Source organism: Ensifer sp. BR816, from assembly GCF_000378985.1.
Taxonomy (GTDB): domain Bacteria; phylum Pseudomonadota; class Alphaproteobacteria; order Rhizobiales; family Rhizobiaceae; genus Sinorhizobium.
The window spans coordinates 5,951,500-5,969,640 of sequence record NZ_KB905370.1; the positions used below are offsets into that span (position 1 = coordinate 5,951,500).

At 63.2% G+C, this 18,141-nt stretch carries 19 protein-coding genes; 4 read left to right on the plus strand and 15 right to left on the minus strand.

What is annotated here, in order from left to right:
• Positions 1-11: 11 nt before the first annotated feature.
• Both ccoO and ccoN read right to left on the minus strand, forming a co-directional pair.
• The gene (gene ccoO / locus RHIBR816_RS0128695) at positions 12-743 is read right to left on the minus strand and encodes a cytochrome-c oxidase, cbb3-type subunit II (protein WP_018240029.1); all 732 of its coding nucleotides are present in this window, start codon (positions 741-743) and stop codon (positions 12-14) included.
• An 11-nt stretch (positions 744-754) separates the two neighbouring features.
• Positions 755-2,374, minus strand: coding sequence for a cytochrome-c oxidase, cbb3-type subunit I (gene ccoN / locus RHIBR816_RS0128700; protein ID WP_018240030.1), 1,620 nt, complete (start codon positions 2,372-2,374; stop codon positions 755-757).
• A 196-nt stretch (positions 2,375-2,570) separates the two neighbouring features.
• On the opposite strand from ccoN, the gene RHIBR816_RS0128705 reads away from it, so the two are divergent.
• On the plus strand, positions 2,571-3,095 hold the full coding sequence (locus RHIBR816_RS0128705) for a hemerythrin domain-containing protein (protein WP_034815829.1): 525 nt from the start codon (positions 2,571-2,573) through the stop codon (positions 3,093-3,095).
• Between the two features lie 42 nt (positions 3,096-3,137).
• Here the strand turns inward: RHIBR816_RS0128705 and RHIBR816_RS0128710 are convergent, their stop codons facing one another.
• Positions 3,138-3,848 carry a PAS domain-containing protein gene (locus tag RHIBR816_RS0128710; protein ID WP_018240032.1) on the minus strand — a complete coding sequence of 237 codons (711 nt, stop codon included), beginning with the start codon at positions 3,846-3,848 and terminating at the stop codon, positions 3,138-3,140.
• A 272-nt stretch (positions 3,849-4,120) separates the two neighbouring features.
• Between RHIBR816_RS0128710 and RHIBR816_RS0128715 the strand changes: the two genes are divergently transcribed.
• Positions 4,121-5,290: an ISAs1 family transposase gene (locus RHIBR816_RS0128715; protein ID WP_026187537.1), complete on the plus strand. Its 1,170-nt coding sequence runs from the start codon at positions 4,121-4,123 to the stop codon at positions 5,288-5,290.
• Positions 5,291-5,413: 123 nt separating this feature from the next.
• Here RHIBR816_RS0128715 and RHIBR816_RS36535 read toward each other — a convergent pair.
• The 7 genes from RHIBR816_RS36535 to RHIBR816_RS0128755 form a co-directional block, all read right to left on the minus strand.
• Positions 5,414-6,365, minus strand: a protein-coding gene (locus tag RHIBR816_RS36535) for an IS630 family transposase (protein WP_198294160.1) whose coding sequence is annotated in 2 segments (ribosomal slippage) — positions 5,414-6,050 and positions 6,049-6,365 — 954 coding nt in all. Because the reading frame shifts where the segments join, the coding sequence is not laid out codon by codon here.
• Between the two features lie 81 nt (positions 6,366-6,446).
• Entirely contained in the window at positions 6,447-7,370 is a 924-nt protein-coding gene (locus RHIBR816_RS0128730; protein WP_018240036.1) for a lipid A biosynthesis lauroyl acyltransferase, read from the minus strand.
• Between the two features lie 11 nt (positions 7,371-7,381).
• Positions 7,382-8,410 (minus strand): zinc-binding dehydrogenase, encoded by a 1,029-nt coding sequence (locus tag RHIBR816_RS0128735; protein WP_018240037.1) that lies wholly within the window; start codon positions 8,408-8,410, stop codon positions 7,382-7,384.
• Between the two features lie 278 nt (positions 8,411-8,688).
• On the minus strand, positions 8,689-9,972 hold the full coding sequence (locus RHIBR816_RS0128740; RefSeq protein WP_018240038.1) for a beta-ketoacyl-ACP synthase: 1,284 nt from the start codon (positions 9,970-9,972) through the stop codon (positions 8,689-8,691).
• Between the two features lie 11 nt (positions 9,973-9,983).
• Entirely contained in the window at positions 9,984-11,183 is a 1,200-nt protein-coding gene (locus RHIBR816_RS0128745; RefSeq protein ID WP_018240039.1) for a beta-ketoacyl-ACP synthase, read from the minus strand.
• A 1-nt stretch (position 11,184) separates the two neighbouring features.
• Entirely contained in the window at positions 11,185-11,661 is a 477-nt protein-coding gene (locus tag RHIBR816_RS0128750) for a 3-hydroxyacyl-ACP dehydratase FabZ family protein (protein WP_018240040.1), read from the minus strand.
• A gap of 116 nt (positions 11,662-11,777) precedes the next feature.
• On the minus strand, positions 11,778-12,056 hold the full coding sequence (locus RHIBR816_RS0128755; protein ID WP_012708338.1) for an acyl carrier protein: 279 nt from the start codon (positions 12,054-12,056) through the stop codon (positions 11,778-11,780).
• 25 nt (positions 12,057-12,081) lie between these two features.
• Between RHIBR816_RS0128755 and RHIBR816_RS0128760 the strand changes: the two genes are divergently transcribed.
• Positions 12,082-12,312 (plus strand): hypothetical protein, encoded by a 231-nt coding sequence (locus RHIBR816_RS0128760; RefSeq protein WP_018240041.1) that lies wholly within the window; start codon positions 12,082-12,084, stop codon positions 12,310-12,312.
• A 129-nt stretch (positions 12,313-12,441) separates the two neighbouring features.
• The gene (locus RHIBR816_RS0128765) at positions 12,442-13,182 is read left to right on the plus strand and encodes a Crp/Fnr family transcriptional regulator (protein ID WP_018240042.1); all 741 of its coding nucleotides are present in this window, start codon (positions 12,442-12,444) and stop codon (positions 13,180-13,182) included.
• Between the two features lie 7 nt (positions 13,183-13,189).
• Here the strand turns inward: RHIBR816_RS0128765 and RHIBR816_RS0128770 are convergent, their stop codons facing one another.
• The 5 genes from RHIBR816_RS0128770 to cobA are packed head-to-tail and all read right to left on the minus strand — an operon-like array spanning position 13,190 to position 18,093.
• A complete protein-coding gene (locus tag RHIBR816_RS0128770; protein WP_018240043.1) occupies positions 13,190-13,948 on the minus strand; it encodes a glycerophosphodiester phosphodiesterase family protein in 759 nt (252 codons plus the stop codon).
• A gap of 22 nt (positions 13,949-13,970) precedes the next feature.
• Entirely contained in the window at positions 13,971-14,954 is a 984-nt protein-coding gene (gene cbiB, locus RHIBR816_RS0128775) for an adenosylcobinamide-phosphate synthase CbiB (RefSeq protein ID WP_018240044.1), read from the minus strand.
• The gene (gene cobD, locus RHIBR816_RS0128780; RefSeq protein WP_026187539.1) at positions 14,955-15,956 is read right to left on the minus strand and encodes a threonine-phosphate decarboxylase CobD; all 1,002 of its coding nucleotides are present in this window, start codon (positions 15,954-15,956) and stop codon (positions 14,955-14,957) included.
• A 2-nt stretch (positions 15,957-15,958) separates the two neighbouring features.
• A complete protein-coding gene (locus RHIBR816_RS0128785) occupies positions 15,959-17,254 on the minus strand; it encodes a cobyrinate a,c-diamide synthase (RefSeq protein WP_026187540.1) in 1,296 nt (431 codons plus the stop codon).
• Positions 17,251-18,093, minus strand: a complete 843-nt coding sequence (gene cobA, locus RHIBR816_RS0128790; protein ID WP_018240047.1) for a uroporphyrinogen-III C-methyltransferase — start codon at positions 18,091-18,093, stop codon at positions 17,251-17,253. Before cobA ends, RHIBR816_RS0128785 begins: the two co-directional genes overlap by 4 nt.
• Between the last annotated feature and the right edge of the window lie 48 nt (positions 18,094-18,141).

Sequence of the window (18,141 nt, forward strand, 5' to 3'; positions counted from 1 at the left end):
AGCTCCCCTTCTCAGCGATAGCCGGTCGTATCGTCATAGGTGGAGAAGTCGACGAGCGTGCCGAGCATCTGCAGATAGGCGACAAGCGCATCCATCTCCGTCAGCTTTTGCGGATCGCCGTCGAAATCGCCGAGCTTCGCCTTGGGGTAGCGCGCCTCGAGGCCGGAGGTGTCGGCATTCGGATCGGCCTGCGCCTTGACGTCCGCAAGCGCGCTGTCGATCATCTCGTCCGTGTAGGGGACGCCGACCGCCCGGTTGGCCTTGAGGCTCATGGCAACGTTCTTCACGTCGAGTGGCGTTTCCTTGAGGAAGGCGTAGCTCGGCATGACCGATTCCGGCACGACGGAGCGCGGTTCGATCATGTGCTGGACGTGCCATTCGTTGGAATAGCGCTCGCCGACACGGGCGAGATCCGGGCCGGTGCGCTTCGAGCCCCACTGGAACGGATGGTCGTACATCGACTCCGCCGCCAGCGAATAATGCCCGTAGCGCTCCACCTCGTCGCGGAACGGCCGGATCATCTGGCTGTGGCAGACATAGCAGCCCTCACGGACGTAGATGTCACGGCCGGCAAGCTCCAGCGGCGAATAGGGCCGCATTCCCTCGACCTTTTCGATCGTGTTTTCGAGATAGAAGAGCGGCGCGATTTCGACGATGCCGCCGATCGAGACGACCAGCAGGGAGCCGACGAGAAGCAGCGTGGCGTTGCGTTCGAGTAGAGAGTGTTTGTCGAGAATGGACATCGTCTGCCCTCCTATTCCGCGGCCGCGGGCAGCGCCGCAGCATCGAGGATCGAGGCCTCGTCGCGGACCCGACCAAGGATCGTCATTGTTACGTTGAAGGCCATCAGAAGCGCGCCGGCGAGGAACAGGGCGCCGCCGGCGGCACGCATGACGTAGTAGGGGAACATCGCTGCGACCGATTCCGCGAAGGAATAGACGAGGAAGCCCTGGTCATCATACTCGCGCCACATCAGACCCTGCTGGATGCCGGCGACCCACATGGTCGCGGCATAGACGACGATACCGAGCGTGGCGAGCCAGAAGTGCCAGTTGACCATGCGCAGGCTGTAGAGCCGCTCACGATTCCACAGCTTCGGCACCAGATAGTAGACGGCACCGAAGGTGATCAGGCCGTTCCAGCCGAGCGCGCCCGAATGCACGTGGCCGATGGTCCAGTCGGTATAGTGGCTGAGCGAATTGACCGCCTTGATCGACATCATCGGCCCTTCGAAGGTCGCCATGCCGTAGAAGGCGACGGCCATGACCATCATGCGCACGACCGGATCGGTGCGGATCTTGTCCCAGGCTCCCGACAGCGTCATCAGACCGTTGATCATGCCGCCCCAGGAGGGCATCCAGAGCATCACGGAAAAGACCATGCCGAGCGTTTGCGCCCAGTCGGGGAGCGCCGTGTAATGGAGGTGATGCGGACCGGCCCAGATATACATGAAGATCAGCGACCAGAAGTGGATGATCGACAGCCGGTAGGAATAGACCGGGCGGTTCACCTGCTTGGGAATGAAGTAGTACATCATCGCCAGGAAGCCGGCGGTCAGGAAGAAGCCCACCGCATTGTGTCCGTACCACCATTGCGTCAGCGCATCCTGCACGCCCGCGAAGGCCGAGTAGCTCTTGGATCCGAGGAATGAGACCGGCACCGCCAGATTGTTGACGATGTGGAGCATCGCGATCGTGACGATGAAGGCGAGATAGAACCAGTTCGCCACGTAGATATGCGGCTCCTTGCGCACCAGGATCGTGCCCAGGAAGACAATGAGGTAGGCGACCCAGACGATCGTCAGCCACAGGTCGACATACCATTCCGGTTCCGCATATTCGCGCCCCTGGGTGATCCCGAGCAGATAGCCGGTGGCGGCGAGCACGATGAAGAGCTGGTAGCCCCAGAAGACGAACCAGCCGAGATTGCCGCCGAAGAGCCGGGCACGACTGGTGCGCTGCACGACATAGAGCGACGTGGCAATCAGGGCGTTACCGCCGAACGCGAAGATGACGGCTGAGGTGTGCAGCGGCCGCACGCGCCCGAAATTGAACCACGGCTCGATGTTGAGGTCGGGAAAGGCGAGTTGCAGCGCCACGACGACGCCGACGAGGAACCCGACCACACCCCAAAAAACCGTGGCAATCACGCCGTACTTGACCACCTCATCGAAGTATTCCCCAGGCGGCGGCGCGCGCCCTTCCAAGGCGGGCCGAAATTCGACCCGCCGCATGAGCACGATCGTGCCGCCGAAAAGCACGAAGAACAGCACCCACATATGCGCTGCGAAAAGGCGGTCCTCGGCGAATCCGGCTCCCACCAGCGCCAGGAAGGCGCCGATACCGAGCAGGATCGTCTCGACTGTGTATTTCATTGTTGGGCCCCCAACTTTTCCCGATCTGCCGGCAAATCGCGCGGATTGCGACGCGATCCGCCAGCTTGGCTGGAGATGTGTCGGAATCACCCCTTGCCCGCCTTGATTCAGATCAAGGTGAAGCACCGTCCATTTGCCGCATCCTCCCGACATGGAGGACGGTGACGTGAAGAGAAGCTGGACGGGATCTGAACGCATGATGGCGAGGATTAAGGGGCTCGCGCTTTCGCGCGACGCGCGGGCTCCGCGGTCAACGGAGGCAGTCGTCGAGCCGTTCGCTTGGCTTGCCGGAGCCCACAAGGATCAATTGGCGCTCTGCGACAGCCTGGAGGCTATCGCCGACAACCTTCCGGACATCGACCGGGAGATCTGTGCCTACGCGGCAAGGATGCTCGGCCCCCTGCTTCGGGAACTGCATGCCGGCGAGGAAGGCCTCGTCTTTGCCTGGATCGAACGGTGGCACAGTGCCGACGCTTCTCTGGCGGCAATGCTCGAACAGCTCAAATACGAGCATTGCGAAGACGAATGTTACGCAGAGGAACTGACTGAGATGCTGGCGCGGCTCGGCGCAGCCGACGCGAGCGTCAACGCCGAAACCGCCGGCTACATGCTGCGCGGATTCTTCACAAATGTGCGCCGGCACATTGTTTTCGAACGGGAATGCCTGAGGGGCCTTCTTTCTCGGCACGGAAGCGAGCGGCCCGGAACCCTCCCGGCCTAAAGCGCGTCGCATTTAAAGGGAGCCGTGCAAAATCGAGGGCGATCAAGCGGCGACCGCCCTCCGCCTGTCGGCATGTTCCTGGATGACCAGGATCGCCCCGAGGAGCTTGCCCGCACAAGATCGGCACGGGGTCATGCGACAGCGGACGACGACGGTTCGGCTATCGACTGTCTTGGCGAAGGTGTAATCGATTACCTCGCCGGCGAAACAGCGGTCGAGATGGGATCTGACGCGCTCTTCGAAGCGCTGAAGGCCGATGAACTCGACGACGTGCCGGCCGATCAGGTCCATCGGCCGACGCTCGAGATGGCTCGCATGCGCGGAATTGGTATAGAGATACCGGTAGTCCGTCGTAATGACCGCGACGCGGTCCGGAAAACAGTCGAGGATCGCCTCATTCAGCAATCCCTCGTCGGCCCGCCCTTTGGTCGGCAGCTTGGGGGCCCGGTCGAGATCGAGCCCGGAGAGATCAACCGTCCCCGTCGCCGCGAGATAGCGATCGATCAGCGATTTAAGCAGTCGCGAGTGGCGCAGCACGCAGGCGATGTCGTCCGCCTCGGCTCGCAACAGGTCCAGAACGAACTGGAACTGGAGGCGGGCATCCTCGACACTCGAAGCCTTCTCGTCATAGACGGCCCTCAGAATTGGATCGAGTTCACGATCAAGGATGTCGATCAGGTGTTCGTCTGCGACCTTTACCGCATACTGAAGCTGCGAATACTTGAACCAAAACAGCTCAATCAATTCGTTCAATTTGAAAACCTCATTCCCGCGGAAAAGCCCGCGCCAATGCGTTCAAAAGCGAGTTAGTGCAGCTGAAAATTTCTTGGTTTTGACCGAACCCTGACGCCACGCGACACCGCGTTGCCTCTTCCACGCCCCGAGCACCACGACGAGTGTACACTCATCGCTTGCTCGTTCAACTGCAGAAGGAAGCGCCGCAGGGCTTCGAACTCGGGTTAACGCGATTTCCCGCTTGCCAGAAGTCTGATTCCCTATGTGCTCGATGATTCGGGAGCATGGTGATGAGCGTTGTGGCCTTGGAAGGGTTTGAGAAGTCGCGATTGAAGCTGTTGCTCGATCATCTCGGTGAGATCGAGGACGTTCGCGATCCCTGGCGTGTCGCCTACCGGTTGCGGGAAGTCCTGTTTTTGGTGGTTTGCGGCACGATCTGCGACTGTGACGATTATGATTTGATTTCGGAATGGGGCGAGCAGCATCTGGATTTTCTCCGCCGCTTTCTGCCTTACGATCACGGGGTCCCGGGCGGGCGTTGGCTGACGATCCTGATGAACCGGATCGATCCGGCCCTGTTTTCGGCCGCCTTCACCGACTGGGTGCGCGAAAGCTGGCCCGACAAGCCGGATTTCATTGCCATCGACGGCAAAACCTCCCGCCGCAGCCATGACCGCGGCGCCGGCAAGGCGGCGCTGCATCTGGTTTCGGCCTACGCCACGACCCGCCGGCTGGTTCTGGCGCAGGAGGCGGTCGATGCCAAGAGCAATGAGACGGCGGCAATTCCGGTTATTCTGGAAAGGCTTGGCGCAAACGGCGGACTTGCCGGCGCCATCGTCTCGATCGATGCGATCGCCACCAACCCGACCATCGCCACCGCCATTGCCGATCAGGGGGCCGATTACCTGCTGGCGGTCAAGGCCAACCAGCCGACGTTGCGCGCCGAAATCCAACGCTATTTCGAGGATGCACCGGACGGCGCGCTCAAGAGCGATATCGATGTCGACAAGGGCCATGGCCGCATCGAGCAGCGCATCGTCACCGTCTCGAGCGAGACCGACTGGCTGACGGGTGGCCGGCGCTTTCCCGGCGAATTGCGCCTGCCCGGCGCAAGGACGCTGATCCGCGTCCAGTCCCGCACCGAGTTGAAGGATCGCTGCCGCTTCGATACCCGCTACTTCATCTCCTCGGCCACTCTCGACGCAAACACCGCCGCCCAGGCCGTCCGAGGCCACTGGCTTATCGAAAACGCGCTGCACTGGACGCTCGACGTCGTCTTCCGCGACGACCAATCGCGCCTGCGCAAGGGTCATGGTGCCCAAAACATGGCCATCGTCAGACACTTCGCCATCAATCTCGTGCGCGCCGTCGCCGACAAGAAATCCATCAAGCTCCGCAGAAAACGCGCCGGCTGGAATACCGAGTATCTGCAAACGATCCTCGGGCCGCTCACCCGTTAACCCGGATTCGAAGCCCTGGGAAGCGCCGACAGGTCGCAAACGTTTCCGACGCCGGATATTTGCGGCATCATTCGAGATTGCGCCTTGGAAAATCCGGCAGCGCTGGTCTAGAGCAACGTGCATTCATGTGTGTTCATAGCCTGCTGCTTTGAAGTAGTTTCTGCACTCGGCTGTTGAGAAGAGGGAGCAGATGTCGCCGATTGCTTGCCAGAGGCCGTCGATGGTGCGGACGGCGCGGGCTCGCAGGTGTGCCTTGAGCTTTGCGAATGCCATTTCGATCGGGTTGAGATCGGGGCTGTAGGGCGGCAGGAACAGCATCCATGCACCCCGCGCCCGGATGGTCGCTTCTGCCCTTGGGCTCTCGTGGGCGGCGAGATTGTCGAGGATGACGACATCGCCCGGTGACAGCGTCGGGGCGAGCTGGGTCTCGACATAGGTCTCGAAGATGCGCCGGTTCATCGGCCGATCGACGACGAAGGGGGCGGTCAGCCCATAACACCTGAGCCCGGCGATGAAGGTCTGTGTCTTCCAGTGCCCGAACGGCGCCTTGGAGCGCAGACGTTGGCCCTTCAGGCAGCGGCCCCGCAGACGGATCATCTTTGTCGTTGTGCCGGTTTCATCGAGGAAGACGAGCCTGTGCGGTTCAAGCCGCATCCTTGGCTGGCGCTTCGCCACCCATTCTTCGCGCGCCTTTGCGATGTCCGGTCGATCCTGTTCGCTGGCCAGCAGCGTTTTTTTTGAAGCGATAGCCGTTGCGGATCAGCCAGCGCGAGATCGACGAGGGCGCCACCACCGTGCCGCGCTCGGCCAGTTCAGCGGCAAGCTCGGGCATGGTGATGTCGTCCTTCTCGCGCACGCGTCGCATCAGGAAATCCCGGTGCGGATCAAGCTTGGAATAGCGCCAGCCGCCTTCCGGCTTCGGGGCCAGGCTGCCGGTTGCACGCCAGACCGCCACCAGCTTCACCACGAAGGAAACCGAGACACCGAACTGGGCGGCCGCCGCATGGCGCGACCGACCACCATCAACAAATCGCGCTATCCGCTCGCGCAGATCAAGGGAATAGGCCTTGGTCATCGCAAATCGCCTCCACCCGAAGTGAATCACGAAATCGCAGAAACCGGAATCCCCGGCGATTCAGTCAGAACATCCGCCGCTCTAGAGATTTCGCTTGATACGCCAGCGGTCGTGATACCAGAGCCACTGGCCAGGATATTCACGGACCCAGCTCTCGACCTTGTCGTTGAGCATCTGTGCCGTTGCGTTGACGTCGACGCTGCCGTCGGTCCTGCGGGGAATCTCGACTGCCGGCTCGAGCTCCAGGCGGAATCGGCCGCCAGGGAGACGAATGCAACGGGCCGGGTAGACCTCGCAATTGAACTGGCGAACCAGTTTCGCAAGCAGCGGATTGGTCTGGACGTCCTGCCCGAAAAACTTGGTCTTCAGCCCCTTGCGAAACTTCTGGTCGACCAGCACGCCGACGGCGCCGCCCCGTTCGAGCTGGCGGGCAAGTGCGAATGAAGAGCCCGCATGAGACGGCACGAGGTTGCCCATCCGCTCCTTGCGGAACTCGAAGACCTTGTCCGCCATGTAAGGATTGTTCGGCGGGCGGAAGAGGACCGTCACGTCCAGCCCAAAGGCGGACCCCGCCACAGGCAGCATCTCGAAATTGCCGCTGTGCGCCGTGAAGACGATGAAGGGCCGCGGATTGTCGCGCAGTTCCAGGAACAGCGGAATGCCCGAGACCTCCACCCTGCCCGGCTGCGCACTGGTTGGATCGAAGTCGAAGAGCCGGTCGAGGAAGACATATTCGGCCGCGAGCCGGCCCATATTGCCCCAGCTTTCGAGCGCAGTCTCCTCTATCCAGGCGTCGCTCTTCTCGGGAAAGGCATTGCGCAAGTTGGTGAGCGTCAGCTTGTGACGGCTGGTCTTCGGACCGATCCAGCGTGCGACGCGATCCATGAAATTGATCGCGGCATCCGCCGGAAAGAGCTTCAACACGTTGAGGAGCAGGAACACGAACTGCGCGATCAACCATTGCCGGAAGCGATCGGCAGCGAGCACCAGCCGTGTGATCAGCATCCGCACCGGGATCAATCCATCCGCAGAATGATCTTGCCGAAGATCTGGCGCGACTCCATCCGCTCGAGCGCCCGGTCGATATCGGAAAGGCCGACCTCCGTATCGATCACCGGATGAACGAGGCCGCGCGCCATCTTCTGCATGGCATTCGCCATGTTCTCCATGCGGCAGCCGAAGGAACCGAGCAACTTCAACTGCTGCTGGAAGAGCATCATCAGGTTCATGTCGGTCGAGACGCCCGAGGTCGAACCGCAGGTGACGAGCCGGCCGCCGCGCTTCATCGACAGCATCGAGCCCGCCCAGGTATCTTTGCCGACATGCTCGAACACGACGTCGACGCCCTTCTTCCTGGTGAGCTTGCGCACCACGCCCTCGAAACGGTCGGTGCGATAGTTGATCACGTGATCCGCGCCGAGCGCCTTTGCCTTCTCGATCTTGTCGTCGGAACCGACCGTGGTGATGACGGTGCAGCCGATCTTCTTGGCGAGCTGGATCGCCGCCGAGCCAATGCCGGAGCCGCCGGCATGGACAAGGATCGTTTCGCCCGGCTCCAGCCTGGCATTGTCGAACAGCATGTGTTCCACGGTTCCGAAGGTGACCGGCGCGAGCGCCGCCCCGACCGCGTCGACACCGGGCGGCGCCGGCACCAGCAGGCGGGCCGGAAGGTTGATCTTCTCCTGGGCGAAGCCGTCGAGATGGAAGCCGTGCACGCCGCCGACATGTTCGCAGAGATTGTCTCGCCCTTCCTTGCAGGGACGGCAGAGGCCGCAGGTGCGCGCGCCATAGATCGAAACGAGCTGGCCCGGCAGGACATTTGCCACACCCGGTCCGATGCTCTCGACGACGCCGGACGCTTCCGCGCCGATGACCAGCGGCATCTTGCGCTTGGCAAAGGCCATGCCGCGCCAGCCCCAGACGTCGATATGGTTGAGCGCGACGGCCTTCACCCGCAGCGTCACCTCGCCCGGACCGGGCGCCTCCGGCTCCGGCAGGTCGGTGATTTCAAGCTTGCGGTCATCGAGCAGTTGCAGGGCGCGCATGGTCTTTCCTTTAAATGTTCAATCAGTCAAGCGGCTAGGCCGTGCTGACTAGGCATATATACACATTGGGAGATCGGCGCTGCACCCCCCTCTGGCCTGCCGGCCATCTCCCCCGCAAGGGGGGAGATCGACCCGCGGCGAGCCAATCGCTTTAAGGTGCCCCGCGCTCAGAGTGCCTTGATGAGCAAGACGTCGCCACATCCAATCTCCCCCCTTGCGGGGGAGATGCCCGGCAGGGCAGAGGGGGGTAACGCACGTGACCATCGCCCTCGCCAGACTCAGGCCGGCTCGGCGGTCATGACGAGGCTGGCGTTCTGGCCGCCGAAACCGAAGGAATTCGACAGCACGGCAGTGACCTGCTGGCTGCGCTTCGCATTCGGCACGACATCGAGAACGATCGCCGGATCCGGGTTCTGGTAGTTGATGGTCGGCGGCAGCGTGCCGGTGAGCATCGTCTGAATCGAGAACACCGCCTCGACCGCACCGGCGGCGGTCAGCGTATGACCGATCATCGACTTGTTGGACGAAACCGGGATCGACGGCAGCCGCTCGCCGAAGACGGCCGACATCGACAGATACTCCATCTTGTCGTTCTCCGGCGTCGATGTGCCATGCGCATTGATGTAGCCGATGCCGGTTTCATCGATGCCGGCGTCTGCGAGCGCCGCGCGGATCGTCGCGATCGCGGGGCCGCCGTCGGGCGACGAGCGCGTGCGGTGGAAGAGATCCGCCTTTTCGCCGCAGCCCTTGAGAATGCCGTAGACACGGGCGCCGCGGGCGATTGCCGCTTCGAGCGATTCCAGCACCAGGGTGGCCGCGCCTTCGGCGATGACGAAGCCGTCGCGATCCTTGGTGAAGGGCTTCGACGCCTTCTGCGGCGGATCGTTCTGGGTCGACAGCGCCGACAGCAGCGAGAAGCGGATCAGCGCCTCGGCGCTGACCGAACCATCGGTCGCAACCGTCAGCGCCCGGTCAGTGCGGCCCTGGCGGATCGCCTCGACGCCGAGTTGGATGGCCGTGGCGCCCGAGGCGCAGGCGGTCGATAGCGTCACCGGCAAGCCGCGCGTCCCGAAACGATCGGCAAGGCGCTCGGAAATCGAGCCGAACAGGACCGCCTCATGGAAGACCGGGTCGGCCTTCTGGCGCATGGCGGCGAGAAACCGGTTATAGGCGTCGCCCGGCCGTTCCGAGGCCGGCGCCCGGTCCGCAAGCTCAAAGCGCGCGTTCCACTCCGGTTCGATCGGCGGCGCTGCGAGGAAGAGCGGGCCGTTGAAGTCGCCGGAAAGACCTGCCTGGGCGAGCGCTTCCAGAGTCGTCTCGCGGGCCATCGCGTAGGAACGTTCGACGGCGTTATCGGCCGGAATCTCGATGAAGTCGACGGTGCCGCTGATGCGGGTCGAAAGGCCTTCGGTCGGGAAACGGGTGATCTTGTGAATGCCGGAAACGCCGCCGCTGAGCGCCGCCCAGTTGTCCTCCAGCCCTTGTCCGAGCGAGGTGATGACACCCATGCCGGTAACGGCGACGATCGGGCGGCCGAAGTGATCCGTGTAAGCCTTGCTCATGCCTGGGCTCCTTATTCCGCGGAAAGCACGGCGACGCCTTCGCCGCGGGAATGGCCGATGGTGGTGACGATCGCCGCCTTGGCCGGCTCCGTCATCGGCGCTTCGGCAGGATCGAAGGGCGGCACCTTGGCCGCATGCCCGAGCGAGAGCGCCGCAAGGGCCATGCCGACCGGGAACTGTGCCTCGATGCCGTGGCCGACGAGACCGCCATAGGCGCGGACCGGCCGTCCGGCAAGCTCTGTCTCGAGGAAAGCCTTCTCGCGCCGCGCCAGGTCATGGAAGCCGCTGGTGCCGGAAAAGACCACGGTCGACTGCGGCTCCAACTCTGCGCCAGGTCGTGCCAGATCCCTGAGCCGAGCTTCGAGCCGGCCGTCCTCGCGGCTGCCCCGATCGCCTTCAATCGCATCGATCGTGGCATAGATGCGGGCGCCGCGCGCTTCGGCGTACTCGCGCGACTCCAGAACGAGGAAGGCGCCGACGGACCCAAGGATCATGCCGCCGCCATTATCGGGATTGCGCGACCAGATCGGGTGCCATTCACCAAGCGCATGCCCCTGGATGGCTTCGACCAGCAGGATGATGTCGAGCCGCTCGGCCGAAAAAGCGCCGCCGACCAGCGTATGCGTCGACTGCCCGGCCTTGATACGGGCGAAAGCGGTTTCGATCGCCGAAATGCCTGCAGCCTCCTCGCCCATGAAGGTGCGCGACGATCCCGTCACCTTGTGGACGATCGAGATATTGCCGGCGAGAAGATTGGAGAGCTGGGCCAGAAAAAGCGTCGGGCGGAGCTCGGTCGTCAGCTTCTCGTTCAGGAGCTGTTCGCGATCGTTGCGCTTCAGCCCCTCGTCGACGATCAAGGAGTCGACATTGATATCGCGCTCTCCGCCGCCGGCGGCGACGATCATGTCCATGCTGCCGCAGGCTTCGAGGTTGTCCTTGAGCCCGGCGTCGTCGAGCGCGAGCCCGGCTGCGAAGACGCCGAGGCGCTGCCAATTCTCCATCTGCCGCTGATCGCCGCGCTTGGCGATCTGCTGCGACCAGTCGATTTCCGGCAGCGGATGGACCGGATAGGGCGCGAAGCGCTCCGTCTCGACCCGGGCCCTCGGCGGTGAGACGGCATTCAGCAGGGCCACATGCGGTTCGGCACCGACGCCCTGGCTCGTCACAATGCCGACGCCGGTGATTACAACGTCGTTTGCGGATTTGGTCATGTTACTTCTCCGAAGCGGCCATCGCAGCCACCAATCCCACTTCCTCAGCACGCTTGCGGACGATCGCGCCGAGCGGCACCTGATCGAATGGCATCGTCCTCAACTTGAGCTGGGCGTCGCAGATCTTCTTGCCGCCCGAGGCGATCTTGGCCTTCGTGACCGCGAAGCCCGATCCCTCGTGCTCCAGGTATGCCTCGATTTCGAGCTCGGCCGACGGTTCCACGAATGTGCGCATCTTGGCGCCGTCGACCGACATCAGGAAGGGCATCGCCACGAAATTGGTTGCAGCAAGCACGAGAAAGCCAGAGGCCTGCGCCATCGTTTCGATCAGCAGCACGCCGGGAACCAGCGGATAGCCGGGAAAATGCCCCTCGAAGACCGGGCTTTTCTCCGGCACGACGGACCGCGCCGTCAGCCGGCCCGCCGCGAGATCGACGGTTTCGATCCGATCGATCATCTGGAAATATTCAAGGAGCATGCAGGCCCATCCAATTCGTTTGGGGCTCAAGTAAAAATGCCGATGCCGCCTGTCAAGCGAAGGACGCTGCAGGCGGCATCGGGAAACGGATGAAACCGTGTCGGCGGAGAGTCAAATCAGGCCTTGGCGGCCCGCAGCTCATCGATCTTCGCACAGAGGTTCTTCAGCACGAAGTATTCCTCGGTAGACACCTTGCCTTCGTTGACTTCCTGGGTCCACTGCTCGAGCGGAATCTTGATGCCGAATTCCTTGTCGATCGCAAATACGATGTCGAGGAAGTCCAGGCTGTCGATGCCCAGATCATCGATCGTGTGGCTTTCCGGCTTGATCGTCTCGCGATCGATCTCGCTCGTTTCCGCAATGATGTCGGCAACCTTATCGAATGTAGCTGTCACGCGCTTACCTCTTGAAAATCGAGTCTTGGCGATCCCTATAGAAAAATGCACCGCAAAAGCCAATGCCTCCCGGACTTTTGCGACCGAGATTCGGGAAAAGGTGTTGCCAAACGGCGACCGCTACTTTGAGGCGCAGATATGCGCCGGCAATTCGATGACAGAAATCCCGACACCCACGACCGCCTTGGCAGCGCGACCGTTGTCGCTGCCACAAAGGATGCTGCTTTTTGATCTTGATCAAGTCGCCGCCAGTTAAAGCCGCTAGATTGACATTCGTCAAATCCGCCTGAGACATAGTTTCGCGCTTCGCCAATTGGCGCATGTTGATGCTTGATTTGACCGGAACGTTCCTTTTTGCTCGTGACAAACGACAAGGCAGCAAGAGATGCAGATCGTGACCAATTATAGCCGCAAGGACATCCACAATTCGGACATTCCGGTCGTATGCGCCGCCTGTGAAGCGCGCCATGGCGGCGTCTGCGGAACCTTGACTCCGAGCCAGCTGACCGAACTCAGCCGCCACGCGGCGCGTCGGCGTGTCGAACCGGGCAGCGAGATGATCGGCCAGGGCGAAGCGGCGAACAATTATGCGAACATCATTCGCGGCGTGGTGAAGCTGAGCAAGATGCTTTCCGACGGCCGCCAGCAGATCGTCGGGCTGCAATTCGCCCCCGACTTCATGGGCCGGCCCTTCATGCGCGAGAGCGCTTTGAGCGCGGAAGCGGCGACCGATACCGATGTCTGCGCCTTCCCACGCACCGTCATCGAGCGCCTCGTCTCGGAAGCCCCCGGTCTCGAGCACCGGCTGCACGAACAGGCGCTGAAGGAACTGGACGACGCGCGTGACTGGATGCTGACTCTCGGCCGGAAGACGGCACAGGAGAAGGTCGCAAGCTTCCTCTATCTCATCGCCAGCCATGTCGATCCCGAAAACGGCCCGGCGAAGGAATTCGACCTCCCCTTGTCGCGCGCCGATATCGCCGACTATCTCGGCCTCACCATCGAAACGGTGAGCCGCCAGATCACCAAGCTGCGCAAGGACGGCGTGATCCGCGTCGAGAACAGCCGCCGTGTGACCGTGCCGGATAGCCACCGGCTGATGCGCCATGCCGGCATTGATGTCTGACCGGCTTTCAGGACGATCCGAAATGTTTCGCTGCGAGACGCGGATCGTCCAGGAGGATGGCGTCAGGTCCTATCCGGTGCAGGTGCTCAAGGCCCTCTTCGTCGATAATGCCAACCGGATACGGCGGGTATTCTGGCAGCGGAACTGAGCGCGGCTGACCGGCCATGACTGCGAGATGCAGGCCGACGTGGCGAACGATCGCCGCGCTTTCAAGGCTCGCTGCGCCCTGCCATAGCCTGAACCAGTCGGCACCGGCATCCCGCGCCTGAGCGGAGGACTCCGGCTCCTCCAGGAAAGCAAGGATCGCGATATCCTTTCTGACAGCGCGTGCTGCAGCTATGAGGCCTAAGCTGCGCAGCCCCAGCATGATCCGCCCGGTCGCATGCGCGGCGACGACCTCGTCGATGATGCGCACGAGCTGCGCGGGGTCGGCAATTTTTATATCCAGGAGCACGCCCAACGAACCGGAGGTGGCCAGCGCCTCGTGGAGCGTCATCGTCGCCGGCAGAACCTGCCGCAGCGTTGCGAATTCGATATCCGAAACGCGGCGTGAATCACCGCAGAGCCGTCGAAGGTCCTCATCGTGTATGCAAACGAGGGCACCGTCCTTCGTAAGGCGAATGTCCGTCTCGATGGCATCTGCCCCGGCGCCGGCGGCGGCACGTAGTGCCTCGACGCTGTTCTCGCCAGCAAGGGCAGCGCCGCCGCGGTGCGCGATGATGAGGGGCTTGCGCCCGAAGCGACCGATCCAGAAATCAGAGGGCATCGTCTTCTTCGGCAGTTGGTTCCTAGAAAAGCAGGAATGGCAGGATCAGAACGGCGGAGGCCAGAGCGAGCGCGGTGCAGGCGCGATAGAAGACGGCGACGGCCGCGTCGATGTCGTCTGCCGTCGCGACGGACCGACCGGAGCCGTTGATCATCGGCTCCTCCACCGTGACGCCGCCATAGACGCGCGGCCCGGCAAGTTGGATATCGAGCGCACCCGCCATCGCGGCCTCGGGCCAGCCGGAATTGGGCGAACGGTGGAAGCCATGGTCGCGCTTTGCCACCTCGACGGCAGCCTTCGCCGCCTCGGCGCCGCGCTTGAAATGGGCCCCGGCGGCAATGAGGAAAACCGAAAGCCGCGCGGCTGGAAGGTTGGTAAGGTCGTCGAGCCGCGCCGAGGCCCAGCCGAAATGGAGATACTTCGGGCTCTTATGGCCGATCATCGAATCGGCCGTGTTCAGCATCTTGTAGGCAAAGAGGCCCGGAAGCCCGGCAATCGCATACCAGAGCGCGGGCGCGACGACGCCATCGGAAAAGTTCTCGGCTAGGCTCTCGATCGCCGCGCGGCAGACGCCGGGCTCATCAAGCGTTTTCGGATCGCGGCCGACGATCATCGACACGGCCTCGCGGCCACCCGCAAGGCCATCGCTGCGCAATCCGTCCGCGACCCGGAGAACGTGATCGCCGAGGCTCTTCTGCGCGAGGAAGACGGCAACGGTCATTGCCTCGAGGATAAAGCCAATTGCGCCGAGAACATCGAACAGGCGATTGAGCACCACACCGAGCAGGATGCTCGCCGCGAGAAGGATGAGGATGGTCGCAACGCCGCGCATCTTCAACCAACCGCCGCCGCTCCCGCCGCGATTGAGTGCCTCGTCGAAGACGCCGATCGCCTTGCCGAAGAGCACCACCGGGTGCGTGAGCCGATCCCAGAGCCAGTCGGGATCGCCGACGAGGCGATCGATGAGCAGGGCGACAACGAGGATGAGGAATATTTCGGCCGACATCTACACTCCTGCTCTGCGCAAGGCTTCGGCAAGGCGGCGGTCGCCGGCGGCGTCCGCCGCCAGCCCGATCCGCAGCCAGCGCCGATCATAGTCGAACTTGCGCGTCAGAATGCGCTCCCGGCAGAGCGCCGTATGGAAATCGTATGCTCGTTCGTGTTCGACGAGCGCGAAAAGGCCGGTCCCGCCGACAACACTGAGCCCGGCACCGCGAAGGACCACATCAAGCGCCGTCTTCCGTTCCTGGATGAGACCCCTGATCGCGTTCGTGTCGCTTTCCATCAGCTTCGCCGAAACGGCGAGCGCCGGGCCCGACACCGCCCAAGGGCCGAGCCATTCGCGGAGAGATTCCGTGACCGCCCCGCTTGCAACCACGAAGCCAAGCCTCAGGCCCGCAAGGCCGAAGTATTTGCCGAAGGAGCGAAAGACGACAAGGTTGTCCTGCGCAGCGACGTGCGGGGCAACGCTTGCCTCCGGCTCGAGATCACCGAAGGCTTCGTCGACGACGAGCAGGCCGCCATGCGCCTTCATCGCCGCGGCCATGGCCAGGACTTCGTCCGGCGCGAAAAGCCGGCCGGTCGGGTTGTTGGGATTTACGACAACCGCAATGCCATGCGCCGCCGCCAGATCATCGGCACGCGCGACGGGATCGACGTCGAAACCTGCCGCCTTCAGGACGCGCGCATATTCGCCATAGGTCGGTCCGAATATGGCAGCGCGCCGTTTCGCGTCGGCAAGCCGCGGCAGCAACTGAATCGCGGCCTGGGTTCCGGGCACCGGCAATGGCATGATTTCGCCGCTCCTGTAGTAACCACATGCCGCCGCCCGCACTGCGTCCTCCAAGTGCCGATCCGGCAAGCGATGCCAGGCCCGCGCGTCGATTTCCGGCAGCGCGACCGGGCACGGGTTGATGCCAGTCGAAAGATCGAGCCAATCATCGGGCGCACCGCCGAAACGGGCCGCAGCCTCGGTGATTCCGCCGCCATGGATGATCGGCGCGGTCATCGTCACGCCGAAAGGTCGATGAGATGCATGAAGGAGCCGGCAACATTCCGTCGGCGGAGACCGGCGCGGCCGAGGTCGACGCCAGCCGCATCCTCTACGGCGAAGAGCGGCTCGGCCGCCCCTTCGGAAACGATGGTCGAATAATGAAATTCGTGCGCGGTCATCGATCCCTCGAAAAACCCGTTGTCGATCGGCGTAACGCGCCGGTAACCGAGATGCCGCTTGCGCTCCGCGAAACTGGTGACGAGCGGCAAAAGGCCAAGCATCTCGTAACGTCTGCCGTCCGCCGCGACAAGCCCTTCGCCGAGCGCCATGTAGCCGCCGCACTCCCCGAAGATGCGTACGGCCCGCCCGGCCGCGGCCTGCATTGCAGCCCGGAAATTTGAAGCGCTGGCGAGCAGTTCGGCATGCAACTCCGGATAACCGCCCGGCAGATAGATCGCATCGGAGGCGGCATCGGGCACCTGGTCATCCAGCGGTGAAAAGAACGAAATCTCCGCTCCCTGCCCGCGCCAACCGGACAGCAGATGCTCGTAGCTGAAGGCGAAGGCGACGTCGCGAGCCACCGCGATTCGCTGTCCGAGCGGCCTCAGCGCCCTGGCTTCCGACGGCGAACCCGTAAGCAACGGAGATGCCATGGCGACGATGGCATCGACATCACAGCCCGATGCGACGCGCATTGCCGCGTGGTCGATGAAGGCTTCGAGCGTGCCGTGCTCGCCGGCCTGGACGAGACCCAGATGCCGTTCCGGCAGTTTTAAAGCGCCATCCTGGCGCAGCACGCCGAAAATCGGGACGGCCGCCCGGTCGAGCGCGTCGCGCAGCATCGCCTCATGGCGGTCGCTGCCCACACGGTTCAGTATGACGCCGGCGACGCGCACATCGTCGCGATGATCCATATAGCCGCGGACGAGTGCCGCGACCGAATGCGACAGTCGGGCGCAATCGACGACCAGGACGACCGCGAGCCCGAGCGTCGCGGCCAGATCCGCCGGCGATCCCGTGCCATCCGCTGCGCCGTCATAGAGACCCATCATCGCCTCGATGATGAGCGTGGAGCCGTCTTTCGTCACGGCCGCGGCGTTGGCGAGCAACAATTCCGGCCGCATCGCCCAGGGATCATAGTTGAGACAGGGCTTGCCGCTCGCGGCCGTGTGGAAAGCCGGATCGATATAGTCCGGGCCAGCCTTTCCTGGCGCAATGGAGAAGCCGCGCCGCGCCAGCGCCCGCAGAAGGCCGAGCGTCACCGTCGTCTTGCCCGAGCCGGAACTCGGGGCGGCAATCATCAGACCACTCATGCCGGGTTCCGGCATATGCGGCTCGAGAACGGGTCGGCGGCAAGTACACGGCCATTGAGCGCGCCCAGCCAGTCGAGCGACGGACGCAGCCGGACCACTTCCCCGACGACGACGATTGCCGGCGGCTCCAGCCCCGAAGCCGTCACGTCGGCCTCGGCGCGGGAAAGCGTGGTCTCGAGGACCACCTGCTCCGGCGTCGCCGCGTTGCAGACGAAGGCGACCGGCTCGTCAGCCGAACGGCCGGCGGCGATGAGGTTCGCCGAAATCTGAGCGATATGCTTCATCGCCATATACATGACGATGACCGGCGACCCCTTGGCGATGCCTTCCCAGTTGATCCGGTCCGGCACGACGCCCGAGGAATCGTGGCCGGTGAGGAAGGTGACCGCGTGATTGACCTCACGGTGCGTCACCGGAATGCCGGCATAGGCAAGCCCGCCAATGCCCGCCGTGATGCCAGGAACGATACGGAACGGGATACCGTGCTCGACGAGTGTCAAGGCTTCCTCGCCGCCGCGGCCGAAGACAAAGGGATCGCCGCCCTTGAGGCGTAGTACCCTGAGCCCGGCGCGTGCGTGTTCCACGAGGCGGAGCGAGATGTCGCGCTGTTTCGGCGACGGCTTGCCGCCGCGTTTGCCGGCAAATTCGAGCGTCGCGCCCGGCTTGGCGAGCTTCAGGCAATCGGCATTCACCAACGCATCATGGACGATCACATCTGCCTGGCGGAGCGCATTGGCGGCATGAAGCGTCAACAGACCCGGATCGCCCGGGCCGGCACCAACGAGCCAGACGGATCCGGGATTGAGTTCGGGCAGGCCCGCGAAAAGCGTGTCCGTCATGGCGTGTTACTCCGGGCCCTGCAAAATATCCGAGATGATTCTCTATTG